This window comes from Rhodococcus sp. KBW08 (assembly GCF_003852455.1).
In the GTDB taxonomy this organism is placed as follows: Bacteria; Actinomycetota; Actinomycetes; order Mycobacteriales; family Mycobacteriaceae; genus Rhodococcus_F; species Rhodococcus_F baikonurensis.
On the sequence record NZ_QAJJ01000023.1, the window covers coordinates 26,395 to 45,111 of the forward strand.

Here is an 18,717-nt window from a genome sequence, read left to right on the forward strand (position 1 = left end):
TCGGCCGCTGCCGAGGTCAGCGTATTCCGTCGCGACGTAGTGCGACGGAGACTGCGGCAGAGCGGGTATCGACACCGAGCTTGGCGTAGATGTGCCCGAGGTGGGTTTTCACCGTCGCCTCGCTGATGAAGAGTGCTTTACCCAGCTCGCGGTTGGTCATCCCCTCGGCGAGCAGGCTCAGTAGTTCGGACTCACGGGCGGTGAGCGCTTCCTGTGGGCGCTGCATCTGCTGAACGAGACGGGAGGCGACGGTAGGGGAGAGGACGCTGCGCCCGGCAACCGCCCCGCGCACCGCGCCGAAGATCTCGTCAGGCGTCGAGTCCTTGAGTAGGTAACCGATGGCGCCGGCGTCGACCGCCCGTACGACGTCGGCGTCGGTGTCATACGTCGTGAAAACCAGGACGGGAACATCGAGACCGTCGTTTCGAAGCCGTTTGATCGCCTCTGCACCATGCATGCCGGTGCCCATGTCCAGATCCATCATCACCAGATCCGGCGAGGCCGACTGTATCGCCGTGGCCGCTTCCTCGCCGGACGATGCTTCGCCGACTACTTCGACGTCCGGCTGAGTGTCCAGCAGCGCTCTCAGCCCGGCGCGCACCACCAGGTGATCATCGACGAGGAAGACGCGAATGGTGGTCACCGGATCCTCCGTTCGAGCGGGAACTGGGCCGCGACGACGGTGCCGTCTCCCGGTGCGCTTTCCACGGTGAACGATCCGCCGAGCTGCGCGACGCGACTCCGCATCGCACGTAGGCCGTATCCACCGTACCGAGAATGGTCGGCGAGTTTTCCCGGATCGAAGCCGACGCCGTCGTCGAAGATGTCTACCGAGATGGAGTCGTCGAGATACGTGATCGTCACGCCCGCTGCGTCGGCGCGGGCGTGGTGGGCGATGTTGGACGACGCGCTCGAGACCACTCGCACGATGGCATGAGCTACGTCCGAGGGCAGGATGACGGCTTCACCGACGGTGCGGATCCGAACGGCCGGGACGAACTGCCGGGCCGCAGACACGACCAAGGCGTCGAAGTTGCCCGTACCGCCCTTGGTCGGCGCCAGATCGTGGACGAGATCTCGACTCTGCATCAGGCTCGTGCGGATGTTCTCTGCCGCGGCATCGACATCGGCGCGAGACGGCGAACCCGTTGTGTTCCACGTTTGTTCGGCTGCCTCGAGTCGTAGAAGGGCGCTCGCCAGTCCCTGTGTAACGGTGTCGTGGATTTCGCGCGCGAGGCGCTCTCGCTCAGCGGCAACGCCGGCGGCACGTTCGGTATCTGCCAATGCAGATTGCGCTTCTGCTACCTGGCGTAGAAGCCGAAGGCGTTCTCGGGCATCTCGTTCCATCTGCCCGTAGGCTGCCGCGACCAGTGCCGCGGTGCACAGAGGTCCGAGCAGTGTCACCAATTCGGCACGACCGGTGACCCGGTAGAACGCGATACCGGCGAGGACGCCCAGGATCCCGACGAGTGGGTAGGCGATTTTGCTCGGGTACAGGCGAATACAGAGGAAGAGAACGGGGAACGCGCACCACGCGAAACTCGGTGCAAGCCAGACCAGTGCTGCCCAGGTGCTCAGTACCGGCCACATCCACAGCCGTTGGCGAACCACATCTCGCGAAGACACCGTAGCCATGACGGCGTAGAGCACGGCGAGAACCCCGGCCAGAACGAGCACCACCCCGAACCGACCGCTTGTCCCGTGGACTGTGACGTACCGAACTCCCGATGTCGACAACAGTACGAAGAACGACGCGTGGATCGCATACGCCAACGGGCCGCGTAGGCCGAGTTCGGCGTCGGCGTTCATCGCTCCGTTACTCATCCCTCGAATATTACGGAGGGCGCCAGGCCGTCGTATCAACCATTCGGATGATATCTGCACAACCAGATGGGGCACGGTTCGTCACCCGAGCGCCCGATGTGCGCACCCGCGCCGGGACGCGACGCTGTAGTGGACGGTTTCGAACCATTCGACTGAAAGTGTGCCCGCCATGAACCACCGCATCTACACCCGACTTCCCCGTACGCTCGCTGTCGCCGTTCCGGTTGTCGCGATCCTTGCAAGCGCCGCCTGCTCGACCACCGACACGCCGGTGGCGAACGCATCGAGCACGACGTCGATTTCTGCCACGCAGCAGCCTGCTGCGACTGGCGATTCGGCGGTGGTCAGTCAGAATCGACTCAGCGCCGACGCAGCAGTGAAGGCCGCCGGTGCGGCCATGGCCAAATGCCGTGCCGACGGGCTCGGATTTGTCACCGTCTCCGTCGTCGACCGGGCAGGAAACGTCATCGCCATGGTGCGAGGCGACAACGCGGCGCAGCACACGGTGGAGGCCTCACGCGAGAAGGCATACACCTCTGCAGCTTTCGGAGCCGACACCAGTGACCTCTCGCAGCGTACCAAAGGTGAGGGATCGACCATCGCCGACCTTCCCGGCACCCTCTTCCTTGCAGGTGGAGTCACATTGAAGTCCGGATCCGCCTCGATTGCCGGTATCGGTGTCGGTGGTGCTCCAGACGGAATGCAGGACCAAGCGTGCGCTGCTGCGGGGCGAGAGGCGATCGCTTCGTCCCTCGGCTGAGTGAGCGCGGACAGCGCGCATCGTGAATTGTGCTTTTCGCCACCTGGATTCGTTCGGCACGACAGTTGTCCGTTTGCCGCGATGACCTCGACTTTGTAACACCGGAGCCCCCGGAAAGGGACAAACACGTCGACAGTGGAACCGACGATGCACTTACCGAAGCGAGTTTCTTGATGCGCAGTTTCGGGGAAAGACACAACCTTGCAGAGAATCAGATTCACGTTGCCCGAGCGCAATACACGGCGGGTACGGGTGCTCGTAGCGGCGTTGTTGTCGATGCTTCTTCTCGGCGGTATGTTCGGTCCGACCGCCGCGAGTGCCACTCCGGCCCATGGCGTGACTCCGGCGCACTCGGCGCCATGGGGTGGTTACGACGAGTTGTGGGTCCCGTCTTCGATGGGAAACATCAAGGTTCAGGTGCAGTGGGCCGCGCGCGGTGGCAACGCCGCGCTGTACTTGCTCGACGGTCTTCGAGCGCAAAACGACAGGAATGCTTGGAGTTTCGAAACGAACGCACTCGATCAGTACCGCAACGACAACATCACGTTGGTGATGCCGGTCGGCGGTGAGTCGAGTTTCTACACGGATTGGTACGCGCCGTCCAATTTCAACGCTCAGCCGATAACGTACCGGTGGGAAACATTTCTCACCCGTGAGCTTCCGGACTTCCTTGCAGGGTACGGTGTTTCACCAACAAATAATGCGATCATCGGGTTGTCGATGGGCGGTAGTGCCGCATTGAACCTGGCGGGGCATCATCGGGATCAGTTCAAGTTCGCCGGCTCGCTGTCCGGCTACATCAATATCTCGGGCCCGGGTATGCGCGAAGCGATCCGCGTAGCCATGTTCGACGCCGGCCGGTACAACGTCGATTCGATGTGGGGCCCGCCGTGGTCATCCGGGTGGCTTCGGAACGACCCGTTCGTCAACGCGGAATCGCTTCGCGGACTGTCGATGTATATTTCGTCGTCCAACGGCATCCCGGGACCGTACGATCATCCGTCTGCGCCGATCGACTATTTCCACACCGCGACGGGTATGGGACTGGAGGCGCTCTCGTGGGTACACGCGCGGGCATTCGAAATTCGCCTGAAGTCCTTGGGAATCCCAGCGACGTACAGCTTTCCGCCCGCCGGTATTCACTCGTGGCCGTACTGGTCCGCTGAATTGTGGATGGCCAGAGGACAAATCCTCGACACCATGAATGCCTGGTGACGCTGATGTGAAAGGATCTCTCCGGACTTGCTGACGAGTCAAGCCCGGAGAGACATCGCTCAGAAGGTGATGATTCCGCGCAGATTGCGACCGGCATGCATGTCGGCGAATCCGTTGTTGATCTGGTCGAGGCTGTACCGGTTGGTGATGAGGCCGTCGAGTTCGAGTTTGCCGCTGGTGTAGAGATCGATCATCCACGGAATGTCGGCGGTGGGATTGGACGCCCCGAACAAGGAACCTTGAATTCTCTTCTGGTACAAGGTGAGCTCCATCAGGCTCACGGGAATGCCGACGTCCGTCATCTTCCCGAGACCGGTGACGACGCACGTTCCTGCCTTGCGGATCGACGAGAATGCCTGCGCGACATGTTCGCCGGTGGTGACGCCGACGGTGACGATGGCGGAATCCGCGCCCTGTCCGTTGGTGAACGAGCGCGCGATGTCGGTGGCTTCCTCCATGGTGGCCACGGCATGGGTCGCGCCCAACTTCAATGCACTGTCACGCTTGAAGGCGACCGGATCCACCGCGATCACGTGGGCGGCACCGGCATGCGAGGCGCCCTGTACCGCATTGATTCCGATTCCGCCGACTCCCATGACGATGACGGTCTGCCCGGGATAGACCTGAGCGGAGTTGACCGCGGCGCCCCACCCGGTTCCGACGCCGCAGCCGAGCAAGCACAGAGCGTCGAGAGGCAGGTGCTTGTCGACTTTCACGGCCGAGAGAGTGCTGACCGTGGTGTATTCACTGAAGGTGGACAGGCCGCAGGTCTGGGCCACGGGCTGACCGTCGAGAGACATTCTGTAACTCGAGGTTTCGCCGGGCCTGCTGCCGGTCATGATGGCGGCGCCGTTGTCGCACAGGTTCTGGATTCCGCTTGCGCACCACCGGCAACGGCCGCAGGCGGCGAGGAACGAGAACACGACATGATCACCCTCGGACCACCCTTCGGTATTCGGCCCGACCTCGACGACGATTCCGGCGCCTTCGTGTCCACCGCAGATGGGATAGCGGCCGACTCCGTGGTCGCCGCTGGCGATGTGATCGTCCGAGTGGCACAAGCCGGAGGCGACCATCTTGACGGTGAGTTCGCCGCTGCGGGGTGAATCGAGTTCGAGATCGACCACCTCGTATGTGCCTGGTGCTTGGCGAATGACGGCTCCACGAGTGCGCAAGGTATCTCCTGAGGTGAGAGTTGTTCTTCGGATTCCTCAGTTGTCTACTCGAGAGTTCAGGGTGGGCTCGAGGCCCATCTCACTGATCGGACGTTTCGTATCTTTCAGACTCGTCCGGGGCACGTCCCAGGATGGCGAGTTGTAGTTCGGTGAGCAGGCGCGTATCCGGCTCGTCCAACGAAATGCCCATGATCTGTTCAGCACGCCGAATGCGATAGCGCAGCGTGTTCGGATGAACTTTCAGTGAGGAAGCGGCCTTCTTCACGTCCCCGAAAGCTGTCAGATAGGCCGTGAGCGTGAACTGCATGTCAGAAGTGTTCTTGTCGTCGTAGGAGATGAGTCTGTCGATACGAGGGTCACGTAGTCGCTCGTGATCGGCGACGAGATCGAGGATTTCGCCCAGCAACACCGCGGTGCGTGACGCCGCGAGTGTGGTGACCTTCGCGGTGTCGTGATCATCAGTGGTATCGAGCACGCGGTCTACCTCTCGACGCGCCTCGGGCACACCGTGCAACCGCGCGATCGGTACCGCCACGGCGGCACGGACGCTGATGCCCGCACGATTCTCGAGTACTCGCACGGTGTCGTAAGCCCAGTCGCTGATCGCGACCTCGTTTTCGGCCCGAGGAAACAGCACGTAGATCCGGTGGTCGATGATCGTCGTGACCGCGTCGCTGCGGAATGCGCTGGCGCGCAAGCGCAAGGCGTTGGTGATTCGATCGAGATCCGATCCGGGCTCGAGGGAGGTCGCGAATCCGACGACCGCAGCGGGGCCGTCGGTGCTGATGCCGAAGGAGCCGGCGAGGGAGTGCACGTCGATTCCGCCGGAGCGAACACCGAACAACCTTTGCACTTGATCATTTTCGCGGCTGGACGCGTCCAGCGTCCGCATGAGAATGCGTGCGGCGACGGCCGCTGCACCACGCAATACCGCGCCCGCGTCGTCCGACAGTGGTCCTGACGCCTGCTGCACCCAGATGCTGCCGAGATTGTGTTGGTGTGCAACGGAACCCGTCGGCGCGGACAGGTCCGGGCGGGTGATACTCACTGCCAGCCGGTGCGCGGCTCCGATGCCCGGCTCGGAGGGCAGACTGATGACCTCGTCCGAGCGCCTGAGATGCTCGAACACGCCTCTGCTCTCTATCCATTCGGTGTATTCGATCGGCCACTCCCGGCCGAGTATGGAGAGTTGACGGAGCTCGTCTTCACCCTCGTGAGCAGCCGAATACGCGATGACGTGGAGTGCAGTGTCGTCGATCGTCACGAGGCCGCCGGTCAGTTCAGCGATCGTTTCGGAGAGTGCGAACAGATCGGAGTCGCCTCCCGGTACTGCACCCGCCGCGGCCCGTGAACGATACGAACTCTGCGTCAGAAGTCGTTGTACCAGCGAGTAAACGTGCCCGGAGCTGGCCTGCGGATGGACCGCGGCCACGGCGATTCCGATGCCTCGTGCGGCGTTGAGTACCGTCGTCGCCTCGCGCGCATTCTTGACGAGCAAGAGCTTCGGCCGACGCCGTGACGGCCTGCCTTCGAACCTTCGTAGCCACTGCGTCAGCGTCGACTCCGGAACTCCGACGGGAAGGTAGATGTCGGAGATCGCACCTCGGCTGTCGGTGCCGTCGATGTCGGAGGACTCGACGAGGGCGATCGAACGGATGTCGATGTCAAGCCCGTCCGGGCTTTCCAGAAGCTCGATCACGGACTTGTCCGTGGAATGCATGAGGGCGCCGAGGGTGGTGCCGACACGCGGCCCGCTACTCCTCGGACTTGTCGACGCGTGCGGGAGGGCTACAGAAAGTGGCTGCACATTTGCTCCTCGGCCGGTTGGTCATTACAGGCTAACCCCGACAGGCGAAATGCAGAATAAGGAAATAGGGGACAAATTTATTCGTCAGGCATCGTGATGCCGAGTTCTTGTGCTTTTTCGGCGACTGCCTCGGGAAATACGTTCTTGAACAGATAAAGGTCTTGGCCGATCACCCAACCGGGTGCCAACGCCGTCGCATATCGCTCGAAGTATCCGAGTTGCTTACCGAAAAGAACCAATTCCTCGGGACTCGCGACACCCCACTGTTTGCCCAATTGAATCAGTGCCATGATCAATTCACTGAGCTTGAGTTCACCCAGGTCACGGCCGAGAATCGGGGCGAGGGCTGTCGCCACCTGCATTCCGAGTTGAGCGTCGTCGACTTCGTAGTCGGTTGCATAACCCAAGGATCGAATTCCGCGAGCGACGCGGGCGAAATCCCCGTCGATGAGAGTCGCGCGGAACATATCGGACAGGATCGAGCGCCACGTTTCCGGAAGAACTCCGACAATGCCGAAGTCGAGCATCGCTATCCGGCCGTCGTCGAGGACCCACAGATTCCCGGCATGTACGTCTCCGTGGAACGGACCGTGAACGATGACAGATTCGAGCCAGACCTTCACACCGCGCCGGATCAGCATTCGGGCTTCGTCGATTCCGTCCGGACCGGCGACGAACCGATCGAGCGGAACGCCCCGCATGCGTTCCATACAGATGACTCGGGGACCGCAGTAGTCCCAGTAGACCTCTGGCGTCGTGACTCCTTTGTTGTCGCCGAACGCACTGATGTTGTTCCGGAAGGTGGTCTGCCGGTCGGCCTCGACTGCGCTGTTCAATTCCGTCATCGTGGCGTTGTGCAGATCGCGAATGATGGCGGTGGCATTGGCAATTCGAAGGAACTCGACAAACTTCTCGAGGATGTTCGCGCCCCAGTACGCCGCCCGCAGGTCGATCAGCATCCGCGCATAGATGTCCGGACGCTGGATCTTGATGACGGCCTCTCGGCCGTCGTGCAGAACGCACGCGTGCACCTGTGCAACCGACGCGGCCGCGAGAGGTACATCGTCGAACTTCGCGAACAGGTCGTCCACGGAGTATCCGAGGTCCGTCAGCACGACGCTCCGAGCCTGCTCGGCAGGAAAGGACGGAACGTCGTCGAGACAACGTAGGCACGCATTGGCGACCGGGGCCGGGAACAGGCCGGACGACGACGCGACCAGTTGGCCGAGCTTGACGAAGGTGGGACCCAGTGCGATGAATCCGTCGACCATCCCGTCGGAGGCAGCGTCTGCCCACGTGCGTCCGCGCTTGCGGAAAGGCCACACGATCAGCGCCAACATGATCGACGTGGACAATACGACGGCGATGATCGCGGAACGCCACAGCTGGGCGAGGCCGAAGCGTTCGAGGTCCGGCATGCGGACCTCGAGGGCAGAGGCGGGCACTCCTGACGAGTACGGTCCGACAGGTCGCGTTGGATCCAGCACAGCTCTCCCTCGTTCAACGAGCGCATCCAGCATTTTGCCGTGAGATCACTTACGCGACCCCTTCCGTTAGTCAGTATGCCAAGTCACACATAACTGCCGGAACCGCCTACGGATTCAGCCTACGATCGGTGAATGCGTGAGCACTTGATCCCGATCGGCGAGGTTGCACAATCGTTCGGAATCGCGGCGTCGACCTTGCGCTATTACGAGGACGAAGGACTGCTGTCCGCGCGGTCGCGAACTGGCGGCAAACGCTGGTACGGCCAGCGTGAGCTGCGCCGCCTGGCCTTGATCCGGATGTACACCGAGACGGGAATGTCCTTGGAACAGGTGCGGTCCTTCATCGAAACCGACACTACGTCCGAGCAGTTCTCCACGGTTCTCGCAGATCAAGTGTCGACCCTCGAGGCGCAGATCGCCGCCGCTACGCGAGCGAAACTTATTCTCGAGCATCACCTGACGTGTCGGCAAGAGCGTCCGATGCAGTGCGCGTGGTTGCTGGAGCAGCTCGACAAACGCGTCGAAGCGGCGCTTGACTTCAAGTTGACTTGAACCTCCATAGTTAGGGCGCACTTACCGCCCTATCCGGAGGTTGACCATGTCGGCACGACGATGGCTGCCGCTCATCGCCGCATGCATCGGAACTTTTCTGTTACTGACGTACGCCACGATCACGACGATCGCGGTGCCGGCCATCGCGGTCGGTTTGGACGGCAGTACAGGCGCGATGTCCTGGGTCGTCGACGCCTACACGCTGGCTTTGGCTGCTCTTCTGGTGGGCATGGGCGCGCTCGGTGATGCGTGGGGACGCAAACGCCTCTACATCTGCGGACTGGTCGTGTTCCTGGTGGCAACGGCTGTGTGCGCGATTGCTCCGGACGTCACGGTTCTGGTCGCAGCCCGTGGCGCTCAAGGAATTGCCGGTGCGGCGATGTTCGCGACGCTCCTGCCTCTGCTCGGCGACGCATATTCGGGCCGCGATCGTCACGTCGCCTTTGCTGCGTGGGGTGCCGTCGCTGGATTGGCGGCGGGAATCGGAAATGTTGCAGGAGGGCTGCTGACGCAGTTCTTCGACTGGCGTGCGGTCTTCTATTTCGGAATCCCCGTGGCCGCAGTGGCGCTCGTGATGGCTGTGTTCTGCTTCGAAGACAGTGAGCGAGGCGGCGACAACATCGACTGGGCCGGAATGCTTCTGTTCACCGTCGCTGCCGTTGCCGCGGTTCTCGGCGTGACGTGGGGCGGCGACGTCGGGTGGACTTCGTCATCGACAGTTCTGGCATTCCTGATCGCAATCGGTGCGCTGACGGCCTTTGTGTCCTGGCAGCGTCGAAGCGGCAGCCCGATGCTCGATCCGGCATTGTTCCGATCCTTGAAATTCGACGGCGTTCTCGTCGCGGCGTTCGGGTACTACCTCGCAGCCTACGGCCCGCTCGTGGTTCTTTCACTGTGGCTGCAGAACGGGCTGGGACTGTCGGCATCGACGGCCGCACTTGTGCTCTCGATTCAACCGCTCGCTTTTGTCACAGTGTCGGCGCTGTGTGGATCACGGCTTCAGCGAGTCGACCTTCGACTGTCGCTCGGATTCGGGACGGTCCTGTGCGGAATCGGTTGCGTGGCCATGCTGTACGTTCTCGTCGAGCCGCTCTGGCCCGCGCTGATCGCCGGGCTGATTCTGACCGGTGTAGGTTCGGCGATGGTATCGCCGGTGCTGCCGGGCGCGGCGATGTCGGATGCCTCGACAGAGCGCGCCGGGACGGCTTCAGCGACAGCCAACTCGTCGCGTCAATTCGGGCTTGCCGTCGGAATTGCGTTGTGCGGCTCGCTCTTCGCTGGTTCGGACGAGTTCGCCCTGCTGTGGCCGTTGGTCTTCTGCGCGGGCGTCGGAATGCTCACAGGTTTTACATCGATCCTTCTCTTTTCTCGTTTTTCTCGTTCGTCAACTCCTGCAACAGTTCAACCCATCGCCGAAAGGGCACACACATGACCACGCTGCTCACTCCACGACCGCACAGGTGTCTCGTGATGGACTGGAATCGCCGCAGGTTCCTCGGCGCCGCAGCGGGATTGGCTGCCTCACTGGCAGTGGCCGGTTGCTCGCGCTCGGGTGCAGACGACGGGGGTGTAGGCGATGCAGGCTGGTCCTTCACCGATGATCGCGGAAACCTGATCGAATTGGATTCACCGCCAAGGACATTTGTCGCCTACACCGGTATCGCCGGTGCTCTGTGGGATTACGGACTGGTGCCGGTCGGTGTTTTCGGGGCACTGACACGATCTCCGGGATCGACGGACACCAGCATCTCCGGCAATGTGGATTTCTCGAAGACCGACATGGTCGGGCAACTCTGGGGACAAGTGGAACTCGAGAAGATCGCTGCGCTCGAGCCGGACGTCGTCATCGTCCCTCAGTTGCGCGGGTCGGCATTACTCGACGAGGCGAACTTGGATGCAGTGAAAGGCTTGTCGTCAGTACTTTTCGTGGAAACAGCAACAGGAAACATCGATTCCATCGTGCAGGACATTGTGCAACTGGCCGTGGAACTCGGAGCGGACCAGGATCTGGAGGCGCAGAGAGAGGACTACCGCGCTGCGCGTGAGCGAATCTCCGAAGTTGCTTCCTCCCTGAAGAAATCACCGGTTTTGTTCGTGTCCGCAGATCCGGACACGATTCGTGTCAGTCGTTCGGGATTCCCGATCCTCGCTGATCTGACGGGTCTGGGCCTTGCCGTCGTCGATCCGGCCGAGGGCTCGTCGGTCTACGTCGAGAAACTGGCCTGGGAGATGGCGGACCACTATCCGGCCGACATGATCTTCCTCGACGACCGCCCGTCCAGTTTGCAACTGGATTCGCTCGGCACCAATCCTGCGTGGTCCAACTTGCCCGCGGTGAAGGCAGGGAAGGTCGGCACCTGGAATCCGGAACCCGTGCTCAGTTATGCCGGGATCGCCCGTACGTACAACTCTCTGGCTGACCAACTGCTGGCATTCTCACATTCCTGACCGCCGCGTCGTCTACGACGTATGGACCTCTTCACCGATCTGCCTGCTCGAGTTGATTCCCTCGATTGGCCTGCGCTGATCGAGGGAATCAACGCCAGTGGGTGTGCACAGGCGGCGCCGATACTCGACGAGTCGGAGTGTCGCGAAATCGCTTCCTGGTACTCGGAGGTCGACCGCTTTCGGAGCACCGTCGACATGGCTCGATACCGCTTCGGCCAGGGGGAGTACCGGTACTTCGGTGATCCCGTACCGGAGCCGATCACGGCTATGCGAGCGGCCTTCTACCGGCACCTGCTGCCCGTGGCGCGGGAGTGGGCGTTCGAACTGGGGGACAGTGCGCCGTGGCCGGACACTTTCGAAGAATGGATCGATCAGTGCCACGACGCCGGCCAGAATCGGCCGACCCCGATTCTTCTGTCCTACGGACCCGGCGACTGGAATGCTCTGCATCGGGACCTGTACGGAGAGTTGGTATTTCCCTTGCAAATCGTGATCGGACTCGACAGACCTCGCATCGACCACTCCGGCGGCGAGTTCTTGCTCGTGGAACAGCGGCCGCGCGCCCAGTCGAAAGCGACGGTGACGGTGCTCGAACAGGGGCACGCGTTGATCTTCACCACGCGGGATCGGCCGGTTCAGAGTTCGCGTGGGTGGTCGAGAGCACCTGTGCGGCATGGTGTCAGCGTGGTGCACTCCGGCACGCGTCGAACATTGGGATTGGTGCTTCATGATGCCGAGTAAGACGTACATCCTCCGCGACGCTCGCAACAAACCCTACGAGAGTTCGACGCCCGGTGCGCTTGGTGGGCATCGGAAAACGAAGATCTACGGGCGGCTCGACTGTCGAGGGGCTGCGCAGGCAATCGCACGCGGTGGGTACGTCGCCAGTCGGGTGTTCTTCGCGGACGAGCCGACCGCGATTGCGGCCGGCTATCGCCCCTGCGCCGTCTGCATGCCCGAAGGTTACGCAGCATGGAAGGCAGCCACTACGCACCGAAGCGGTCGCGGTACTCCTTCGGAATGAGCGGCTTGTCGCCGCGGACCTTCAGCTGCTGGACAGCCCAGGTATTGCCGTCCGGGTCGGCGAATCCGAAGAAGGTCCCACCGTCACGCTCGTCGAAGACGGTGACCTCACTGGCATCGACGCCGCGGTCGATGAGCTCTTGGCGAGCCGTTGCAGCGTCGGCCACGACCAACTGCAATCCCTTCAACGAACCAGGGGCCATCTCGGTTTGCGACGGCAGGTTGCCGATGACGATCGAGCAGCCCGAACCACGCGGAGTCAGCTGGGCGACCGTCATGTGTTCGTTGACGGTGTGGTGGTCGAGATCGAAACCGACCTTGTCACGGTAGAACTCGATGGAGCGGTCGAGGTCACTGACGGGGACGATGACTACTTCGAGGGTCCAGTCCATGAAACTGCCTTTCGCTGGGGAGGTTCGGGCAAACAGGTGGTCAGAGTTGCGCGACGATCTTGTCCAGGCGTTCGTAACCTTCGGTGACACCGAGCTCCATATTGCTCTCGATCATTCCGTCTCGCGCTTCGAGGCTCGGATATACGGAATGACCGGAGAGGCGGGTGCGTCCGTTGCCCAGATCCTCGAACGTGATCGATTCGATGCTGACGATGTCGGGGAATCCCTCGTATTCGAAGGTCTGGATGGCAAAGTCGTTTTCGCGAACAACGTGAAACACACCGTTGAACCGGAACTCTTCGCCCTCGGGGTTGCGATGGACGTACTTGTATCGACCGCCGCTCACGAACTCGTATTCGTCGATCTCCATCTCGTATCCGTTGGGGCCGAGCCACTGCTTGACCAGTTCGGGATTCGAATGAGCTGCGAAGACGGCACTGACGGGTGCGTCGAACTCACGGGTGATGTCGATGTACGGCACGCCCTCAGGAGCCGTGATGGTGACGGGATTGGTGGTAGCCATGGCTAAGTCTCCTTCTGTGTGGTGCTGAGTAGGTGATCGAGCTTGCGGAACTGTTGTTCGTGGATCAGTCGATAGCGGTCGATCCAGGCGGTCAAAGCCTCGAGAGTTGCGGCGTTGAGATGTACCGGCCGCCGCTGGGCTTCGCGGCTGCGAGTGACCAGACCCGCGGCTTCGAGTACCTGAATATGTTTGGAGACTGCCTGTTTGGTGATCTCGAACGGCTCGGCCAACTCGTTGACCGTGTGGGGGCCGGTGCTCAGACGGGCGATGATCCGCCGTCGTACCGGGTCGGCGAGTGCCATGAACGCCTTGTCGAGACGCTCGTCTGCCCCTGGATCCACGATCACTTGTCAACCATCTCCTTTATCAACCAATCTGTTGATTACGATACGAGCCCATGCGGAGGGTGTCAATGCTTCGAAACCGATTAGCGTGGAATTCATGAACGCTCTGATTCCTCGGCCACGTATGGAGGTGGCGCCGGGGGCGATTCTCGTTCCGGATTGGCTCAGCATCGAACAACAGCGCAGATTGGTGGCCGAGTGCCGACGTTGGGCGACCGCCCCTGTTCCGATGCGTTCGGCTGTTGTCCCTGGTGGGCACAAGATGTCGGTGCAGACGGTCTGTCTCGGTTGGCATTGGCAGCCGTATAAATACACCCGCACCGCCGACGACGTGAACGGTGCGCCCGTTGCAGCGGTACCTGACTGGCTCGTCGACCTCGGCCGCACCGCAGTCGCCTCTGCCTACGGTGACTCGACTGCGGGGGAGAGATACACGCCGGACACTGCCCTGATCAATTTCTACGAGGAGGGCGCTCGGATGGGCATGCACCAGGACAAGGACGAGCGTTGCGACGCTCCCGTCGTCTCACTGAGCGTCGGCCAGAGTTGTGTCTTTCGGTTCGGTAATTCCGAGAATCGAAATAAGCCGTACAGCGACGTCGAACTCCATTCGGGTGATCTGTTCGTGTTCGGTGGAGAGTCTCGGTTCGCGTATCACGGAGTGCCGAAAGTTATCGCCGGAAGTGCAAGCCCCGACATCGGTCTGCCGTCCGGGCGGCTGAACATCACCCTGCGGGATACCGGAATGTCGTGACTTCCTCACCCCTGCTGTGCCACTGGTGCAGCAGGGTCGAAGTCGGCGCTCGAAGGTCCGTCCCCGACCATCTCGACCAACTCGGTCGACGGCGGAGTTGGCAGCGTGCGCCGGCGTTCTCGTTCGAGGCGGTGGGGTTCTATCTCGTTCATGCCCTCATTATCGACTTCCGATTCCGATCCGTCGGCTCTTTGTGGGTGGACATTCGGTCAGGCATCGGGTTCGACGCCCGGCATCGACGAAGAAGCGTTCGCGGTCGGCAGCGGCGCAGGTTCCCCACGCAGCCGAGCCTCGCTCACCGAGCCGAAGGCACAAGGAGAATGCTGCTGTCGCGCAACGGCATTCGGATCTTGGGTCGCGCCGCGGATCTGGGGAGAGATTGGTGGGTTGATTCGAGACGACAGTGGTTCGCTTATTCCAGTGTCCTGTTGCGGCCGGCGAGGGAGCCGAAGACGAGTTGCACAGCGAGCAGCAGTAGCAATGCGATCAGGGGAGCCGTCCAGGAATCAACGGCATCGTGCAGTGCACCGAAAACCAGGGGACCAGTGGCCGCCAGAAGGTATCCGACGGACTGTGCCATTCCCGAGAGTGCCGCTGCTTGACCGTGATTGACAGTGCGTAGTGCGAAGAAGGACAAGGCAATGACGATCGATCCGCCGATACCGATGCCGAGGAATGCATTCCACAGCAGGGCCCAGGAGGGGAGGAGAAGTTGGCCGAGGACTGCCGCCGCGGCGACTGCCGCCAGCCCCAGCACCGCACCTCTCTGATCCTTGGGCAGTTTGTGCAGGAGCACGGCTGTGAGGAGGCTGCCGGCGATCGAGAATATTTGCATGATGCCTTGGTGCAGTCCGGCGGTGGCAGCGGTTGTTCCGTGTGATTCTTCGATGGTGGGCCACCATGTCAGGGCTGTGTAGAAGAAGAGAGATTGGACCCCCATGAACATTGTGATCTGCCATCCGAGTGCGGAGCGCCACGGTGAGCTGTGGCCGCCCGGATGGGGGTCGAGGGCCGCAGCGTGATCGTGTTTCGGAAGCGTGCGTCGGCGAAGTTGGGGAAGAAAGACCCCAAATCCTATGACGGCCATGGCTGCCCAGATTCCGAATGCGATCCGCCATCCATGATCGGTGAGACCGGCGATCGGCACGGCGAGCCCGGATGCGGTCGCGGCGACTGCTGCAGAGATCGCCGAGAATATTCCGGTCAGACGACCGGCTTCGGTCGGGAAATCTCGTTTGAGGAGTGCCGGCAGTAGAACGTTCATCGTCGCGATGGACATGCCGAGCGCGATGGTGCCGATCCACAGCGCAGGCATCCACGGAACAGAGCGGATCACGATGGCCACGGCGAGGGTGCCGAGTGCTGCTGCGAGTGTCGGTTCCATTCCCCATCGAGCTGCGATCATGGGGGCGACGGGGGAGAATACTGCAAAGCACAGCAGTGGAAGGCTGATCAATGCTGATGCTGTTGTCGACGAAATCTCGAGGTCGGCGCGTACCTCACCGAGTAGCGGGCCGACGACCGTGATTGCGGCTCGAAGATTGGCCGCGATGAGAAGAATGCCGGCGATAACGAGGCCGCGGCGCATTAGCGGTATCGCGCTCGGGGTAGATGCCACGTGTTCGGTGTCGGGGACGACGTTGGCCATAGGTGCACTCTCCTGGGGTCATCTGTGTCTGAATGTCTTGTGTTTCAACTATTTCGGCGTGTTTCGAAGGAAGAGGGATCGGCTGTGATCCATCAGTCGGACCACTGCGGCGGCTGCGCCGTCCGGATCGCGATCACGGATGGCCGCCAGCAGCTGCCGGTGTGGGTCGTCGTCGGTCCAAGGCTCGATGAATAGTTGTCGAGTCTCCTTGTCGGACTTGCCTTGTGGGATGCTCATGGTGTCGGAGCGATCGAGGCTGCGGTAGATGTCCGTGATCAGTTGGTTCCCGCTCGCTGCGAACATCTCCAGGTGGAAGTCGAGGTCGTGTTCGACGGATTTGGCGACGTCGGGCTCAGCGTCTCGGCGATCCAAAGCCCGAGTCATGCGGTCGATGTCTTCGGGCAGGGCTCGTTCGGCAGCGAGTCGGGCGGCGTAGAGCTCCAAAGCTTCACGGGCTTCGAAGATTTCGAGCACGTTCTCCGCCGCTGCACGTCTTTGAAGTGCAATTTCGAGTTCTGAGCTCGCGCAGACGTAGGTTCCGTCTCCCGGGCGCGCTTCCAGGAGTCCGGCATGGACGAGGCCGCGAATGGCCTCCCGGACTGTATTGCGGCTCGCGCCGGTCATTTCGACAAGTTGATGCTCGCCGGGGATCCCCTCCCCTAATTTCCAGTTGCCAGAAGTGATCTGGGACCGCAGTTGTTCCGCGATCTGGACTGACAGGGGGACATTGCGAGCGGTGGGTGCGATACGGAAATCCGGCATGAGTCAAATGTAGGACATTTGGTTGTTTGTGGATAGGTTTACCTTTGTGATGTATGGCACTGGGGTTCGATGGGCCTGGGCTGGGACCTGATTCTGCGTGCTCTGCGTGCACGTATGTACTCCTGCCGACCGTGCACGGGGCAGTTGCCCCGTCTCGGAGGGCAACTGCGATCGGTGACTCGCGAAATCCGATGCCTAGCAGACCCTCACGCATGGCGTCATTGTTGTGATTCCAGCGTCCAAGCGGGTTGGTCTGCCACCTCCATGCCGGAGTGCAGCACCCAAACAGATGGCTCGGAGATGTAGGTGGCAGCATCGGTGAACCAGTATGTTTCGTCGGGTGCCCAGCCCGCGATGACGCTCGCCGTGTCGGCATCGACGTCGATCGCGGTTCCTGCCGCCGCCAGGTACCCCGTCACGGTGAGGTGCACTCCCTCAAAACTTTCCGCGACCTGCATCCAATCGGGGATTACCCACCTGCCTGATCGACCGGTCGTCCGGTACCAAACCTGCCGCGTTTCTGCGGTGACCTCGAGCGGGAACTGTCTGCACAGGTCTGACCAGGCTTGTGCACCGTCGATCTCGTAGATGCGTGCGCCATTCGGCGGCCGCAATGCCCGCACGACGGACCGTTCCCATCCCATGCTGTCTTCGACGAACCACAAGCCCGCCGGAGTTCCGTCGAGCAGAGCCCTCGTCGAACACTGAGTGGGTGGATTAGACCACCAATAGCCTGACCAGTTCGCTTCAGGATCCACCGGGCGGTCACGTTCAGCTCTTGCTTCCGATTCCAGGGTGCTCGTGCGCCACTCGCTGAGGAGTCGTTGCGCAGCAGGCACTTCGCCTGTGCCCGGAGAGTCGTCACCTCGGCTCATGATCGACCATTGGTCAGACGCGGCAAGCGAGGTGCTCCACCACTGCGCGTGTTCGGATCCGGCGATGTGCTCGGCGACGCGTCGAAGCTCGTCTCGCACCACCGCGGTGGCGACGAGGACGTCTTCTCCGTCGGGCTCCTGCCAGTAGCGTGCCGCATCGACGGCTTCAGCGAGGGCGGAGCGTAGATCGACGGCGGTGACGTCGGGAAGCGATATTTCCGAGAGGCTGCGCGCCACGTCCTCGGCGGTGACTATGGTCTGACGGGCCTCTTCGGCGCCCGGGCCGAACAACACTCGGGTGGTTCCTTGCCCGACATCGAGGTGATAAGCCGCCCGGTGAGCGCTGATGCGGAACACACCGTCGCCTGGCTCCGGCCGCAGGGTGCGTTCGGCGTCGATCGCGTACGCGAGCAGCATCCTGCGCCCGCGCGGTCCCGACAGCAAAGATTCCGCAGTGAGCATCTGATCTCCCGTTTTTCTGGTTCAGGTCACGGTAGCTGAGGTCGGCGAGACGGAAGACTTGCTCCCCGTGGTGTCGGCGCACTGGACCGTTCGCCGTCACGAAGTAGATCGTCACACGCTGCATTCGGTGACGAAAGTGGACGGATGGGAACGCCAGGCCGCTGCCAGTCGCGGAACGCCGCCACTTGTGGTGAGCACGACCGTTGCCGTCGTTGTGCAGCCATGGTTTTCGTCCATCAGAGCTCGCACTGTTCGTCTGTAGTGACAGCGCAATAGGTCCTGCTCATTGCGCAGGATGATCCCGAATGAGAACTGAAAAGTCTGGGAGGCAGTTGTTTTGGCGAGAGCAACCTTTGTGTCATCAGTACAGTCTCGACCGAAACCAGTGATCGAGACTGATCATGTCTATCTTGTGCATGTCGAGACCCAGCTGGGCAGCAGCTTTCACTGCGTCGGCGCGGGGGATAGAGCTCTGGGGCACAGTCCAGTTGGTCTCCCGCGCATGATGCTCGAGAAGGTCGATGACTGTCCGTGGGGCAGGATCGTTGACGTGAAGTGTTGAGCCGTAGCGAAATTGGTGTTCTATCGACAGCTCGAGGATAGATCGGGCGAGTAGGTCTACGTCGACTACTGACAGGACCGCGTTACCGTCGTCGATGATCGAGT

Annotated in this window: 20 protein-coding genes and 1 pseudogene; 8 read left to right on the top strand and 13 right to left on the bottom strand. The window is 61.7% G+C overall.

Annotation, left to right across the window (positions count from 1 at the left end; translation table 11 throughout):
* Window positions 1-16: 16 nt before the first annotated feature.
* A complete protein-coding gene (locus tag DBV08_RS28025; RefSeq protein WP_124569571.1) occupies window positions 17-643 on the bottom strand; it encodes a response regulator transcription factor in 627 nt (208 codons plus the stop codon).
* Window positions 640-1,809 (bottom strand): sensor histidine kinase, encoded by a 1,170-nt coding sequence (locus DBV08_RS28030; RefSeq protein ID WP_095971983.1) that lies wholly within the window; start codon window positions 1,807-1,809, stop codon window positions 640-642. The genes DBV08_RS28025 and DBV08_RS28030 overlap by 4 nt, the downstream gene beginning before the upstream one ends.
* A 184-nt stretch (window positions 1,810-1,993) precedes the next feature.
* On the opposite strand from DBV08_RS28030, the gene DBV08_RS28035 reads away from it, so the two are divergent.
* Both DBV08_RS28035 and DBV08_RS28040 read left to right on the top strand, forming a co-directional pair.
* Window positions 1,994-2,584, top strand: a complete 591-nt coding sequence (locus DBV08_RS28035) for a heme-binding protein (RefSeq protein WP_124569572.1) — start codon at window positions 1,994-1,996, stop codon at window positions 2,582-2,584.
* A 210-nt stretch (window positions 2,585-2,794) separates the two neighbouring features.
* Window positions 2,795-3,799 carry an alpha/beta hydrolase gene (locus DBV08_RS28040; protein WP_387411214.1) on the top strand — a complete coding sequence of 335 codons (1,005 nt, stop codon included), beginning with the start codon at window positions 2,795-2,797 and terminating at the stop codon, window positions 3,797-3,799.
* Window positions 3,800-3,858: 59 nt separating this feature from the next.
* Here DBV08_RS28040 and DBV08_RS28045 read toward each other — a convergent pair whose 3' ends face one another.
* The 3 genes from DBV08_RS28045 to DBV08_RS28055 all read right to left on the bottom strand — a co-directional run bounded on the left by DBV08_RS28045 (window position 3,859) and on the right by DBV08_RS28055 (window position 8,268).
* A complete protein-coding gene (locus DBV08_RS28045) occupies window positions 3,859-4,974 on the bottom strand; it encodes an NDMA-dependent alcohol dehydrogenase (protein ID WP_095971986.1) in 1,116 nt (371 codons plus the stop codon).
* 79 nt (window positions 4,975-5,053) lie between these two features.
* Window positions 5,054-6,781: a CdaR family transcriptional regulator gene (locus DBV08_RS28050; protein WP_260395796.1), complete on the bottom strand. Its 1,728-nt coding sequence runs from the start codon at window positions 6,779-6,781 to the stop codon at window positions 5,054-5,056.
* A 77-nt stretch (window positions 6,782-6,858) separates the two neighbouring features.
* Complete coding sequence (locus DBV08_RS28055) at window positions 6,859-8,268, bottom strand: AarF/ABC1/UbiB kinase family protein (RefSeq protein ID WP_095971988.1); 1,410 nt, start codon at window positions 8,266-8,268, stop codon at window positions 6,859-6,861.
* A 132-nt stretch (window positions 8,269-8,400) separates the two neighbouring features.
* On the opposite strand from DBV08_RS28055, the gene DBV08_RS28060 reads away from it, so the two are divergent.
* From DBV08_RS28060 to DBV08_RS28080, 5 genes are read left to right on the top strand one after another with little or no spacing between them, the layout of a single operon-like run.
* Window positions 8,401-8,820, top strand: coding sequence for a MerR family transcriptional regulator (locus DBV08_RS28060; protein WP_095971989.1), 420 nt, complete (start codon window positions 8,401-8,403; stop codon window positions 8,818-8,820).
* Between the two features lie 46 nt (window positions 8,821-8,866).
* Window positions 8,867-10,252 carry an MFS transporter gene (locus DBV08_RS28065; protein ID WP_124569573.1) on the top strand — a complete coding sequence of 462 codons (1,386 nt, stop codon included), beginning with the start codon at window positions 8,867-8,869 and terminating at the stop codon, window positions 10,250-10,252.
* A 38-nt stretch (window positions 10,253-10,290) separates the two neighbouring features.
* Entirely contained in the window at window positions 10,291-11,268 is a 978-nt protein-coding gene (locus DBV08_RS28070) for an ABC transporter substrate-binding protein (RefSeq protein WP_260395797.1), read from the top strand.
* 21 nt (window positions 11,269-11,289) lie between these two features.
* Window positions 11,290-12,009, top strand: a complete 720-nt coding sequence (locus tag DBV08_RS28075; RefSeq protein ID WP_124569575.1) for a 2OG-Fe(II) oxygenase — start codon at window positions 11,290-11,292, stop codon at window positions 12,007-12,009.
* Window positions 11,999-12,292 carry an Ada metal-binding domain-containing protein gene (locus DBV08_RS28080; RefSeq protein WP_124569576.1) on the top strand — a complete coding sequence of 98 codons (294 nt, stop codon included), beginning with the start codon at window positions 11,999-12,001 and terminating at the stop codon, window positions 12,290-12,292. Before DBV08_RS28075 ends, DBV08_RS28080 begins: the two co-directional genes overlap by 11 nt.
* On the opposite strand, the gene DBV08_RS28085 is transcribed toward DBV08_RS28080, so the two are convergent.
* The 3 genes from DBV08_RS28085 to DBV08_RS28095 are packed head-to-tail and all read right to left on the bottom strand — an operon-like array spanning window position 12,255 to window position 13,553.
* Window positions 12,255-12,683: a VOC family protein gene (locus tag DBV08_RS28085; RefSeq protein WP_021345757.1), complete on the bottom strand. Its 429-nt coding sequence runs from the start codon at window positions 12,681-12,683 to the stop codon at window positions 12,255-12,257. The two genes, DBV08_RS28080 and DBV08_RS28085, sit on opposite strands and share 38 nt — an antisense overlap.
* Window positions 12,684-12,723: 40 nt before the next feature.
* A complete protein-coding gene (locus tag DBV08_RS28090; RefSeq protein WP_095971994.1) occupies window positions 12,724-13,206 on the bottom strand; it encodes an SRPBCC family protein in 483 nt (160 codons plus the stop codon).
* Between the two features lie 2 nt (window positions 13,207-13,208).
* A complete protein-coding gene (locus DBV08_RS28095) occupies window positions 13,209-13,553 on the bottom strand; it encodes a helix-turn-helix transcriptional regulator (RefSeq protein ID WP_029256427.1) in 345 nt (114 codons plus the stop codon).
* A 94-nt stretch (window positions 13,554-13,647) separates the two neighbouring features.
* Between DBV08_RS28095 and DBV08_RS28100 the strand changes: the two genes are divergently transcribed.
* Window positions 13,648-14,304, top strand: coding sequence for an alpha-ketoglutarate-dependent dioxygenase AlkB (locus DBV08_RS28100; RefSeq protein ID WP_221621625.1), 657 nt, complete (start codon window positions 13,648-13,650; stop codon window positions 14,302-14,304).
* Between the two features lie 5 nt (window positions 14,305-14,309).
* Here the strand turns inward: DBV08_RS28100 and DBV08_RS32455 are convergent, their stop codons facing one another.
* The 5 genes and pseudogenes from DBV08_RS32455 to DBV08_RS32630 all read right to left on the bottom strand — a co-directional run.
* On the bottom strand, window positions 14,310-14,456 hold the full coding sequence (locus DBV08_RS32455) for a hypothetical protein (protein WP_172436650.1): 147 nt from the start codon (window positions 14,454-14,456) through the stop codon (window positions 14,310-14,312).
* A gap of 260 nt (window positions 14,457-14,716) precedes the next feature.
* The gene (locus tag DBV08_RS28105; protein ID WP_124569578.1) at window positions 14,717-15,952 is read right to left on the bottom strand and encodes an MFS transporter; all 1,236 of its coding nucleotides are present in this window, start codon (window positions 15,950-15,952) and stop codon (window positions 14,717-14,719) included.
* 48 nt (window positions 15,953-16,000) lie between these two features.
* Window positions 16,001-16,714, bottom strand: a complete 714-nt coding sequence (locus tag DBV08_RS28110) for a FadR/GntR family transcriptional regulator (RefSeq protein WP_124569579.1) — start codon at window positions 16,712-16,714, stop codon at window positions 16,001-16,003.
* Window positions 16,715-16,932: 218 nt separating this feature from the next.
* Entirely contained in the window at window positions 16,933-18,051 is a 1,119-nt protein-coding gene (locus DBV08_RS28115; RefSeq protein ID WP_124569580.1) for a hypothetical protein, read from the bottom strand.
* A gap of 361 nt (window positions 18,052-18,412) precedes the next feature.
* Window positions 18,413-18,717: pseudogene (locus tag DBV08_RS32630) on the bottom strand (oxidoreductase); the annotation flags it as partial.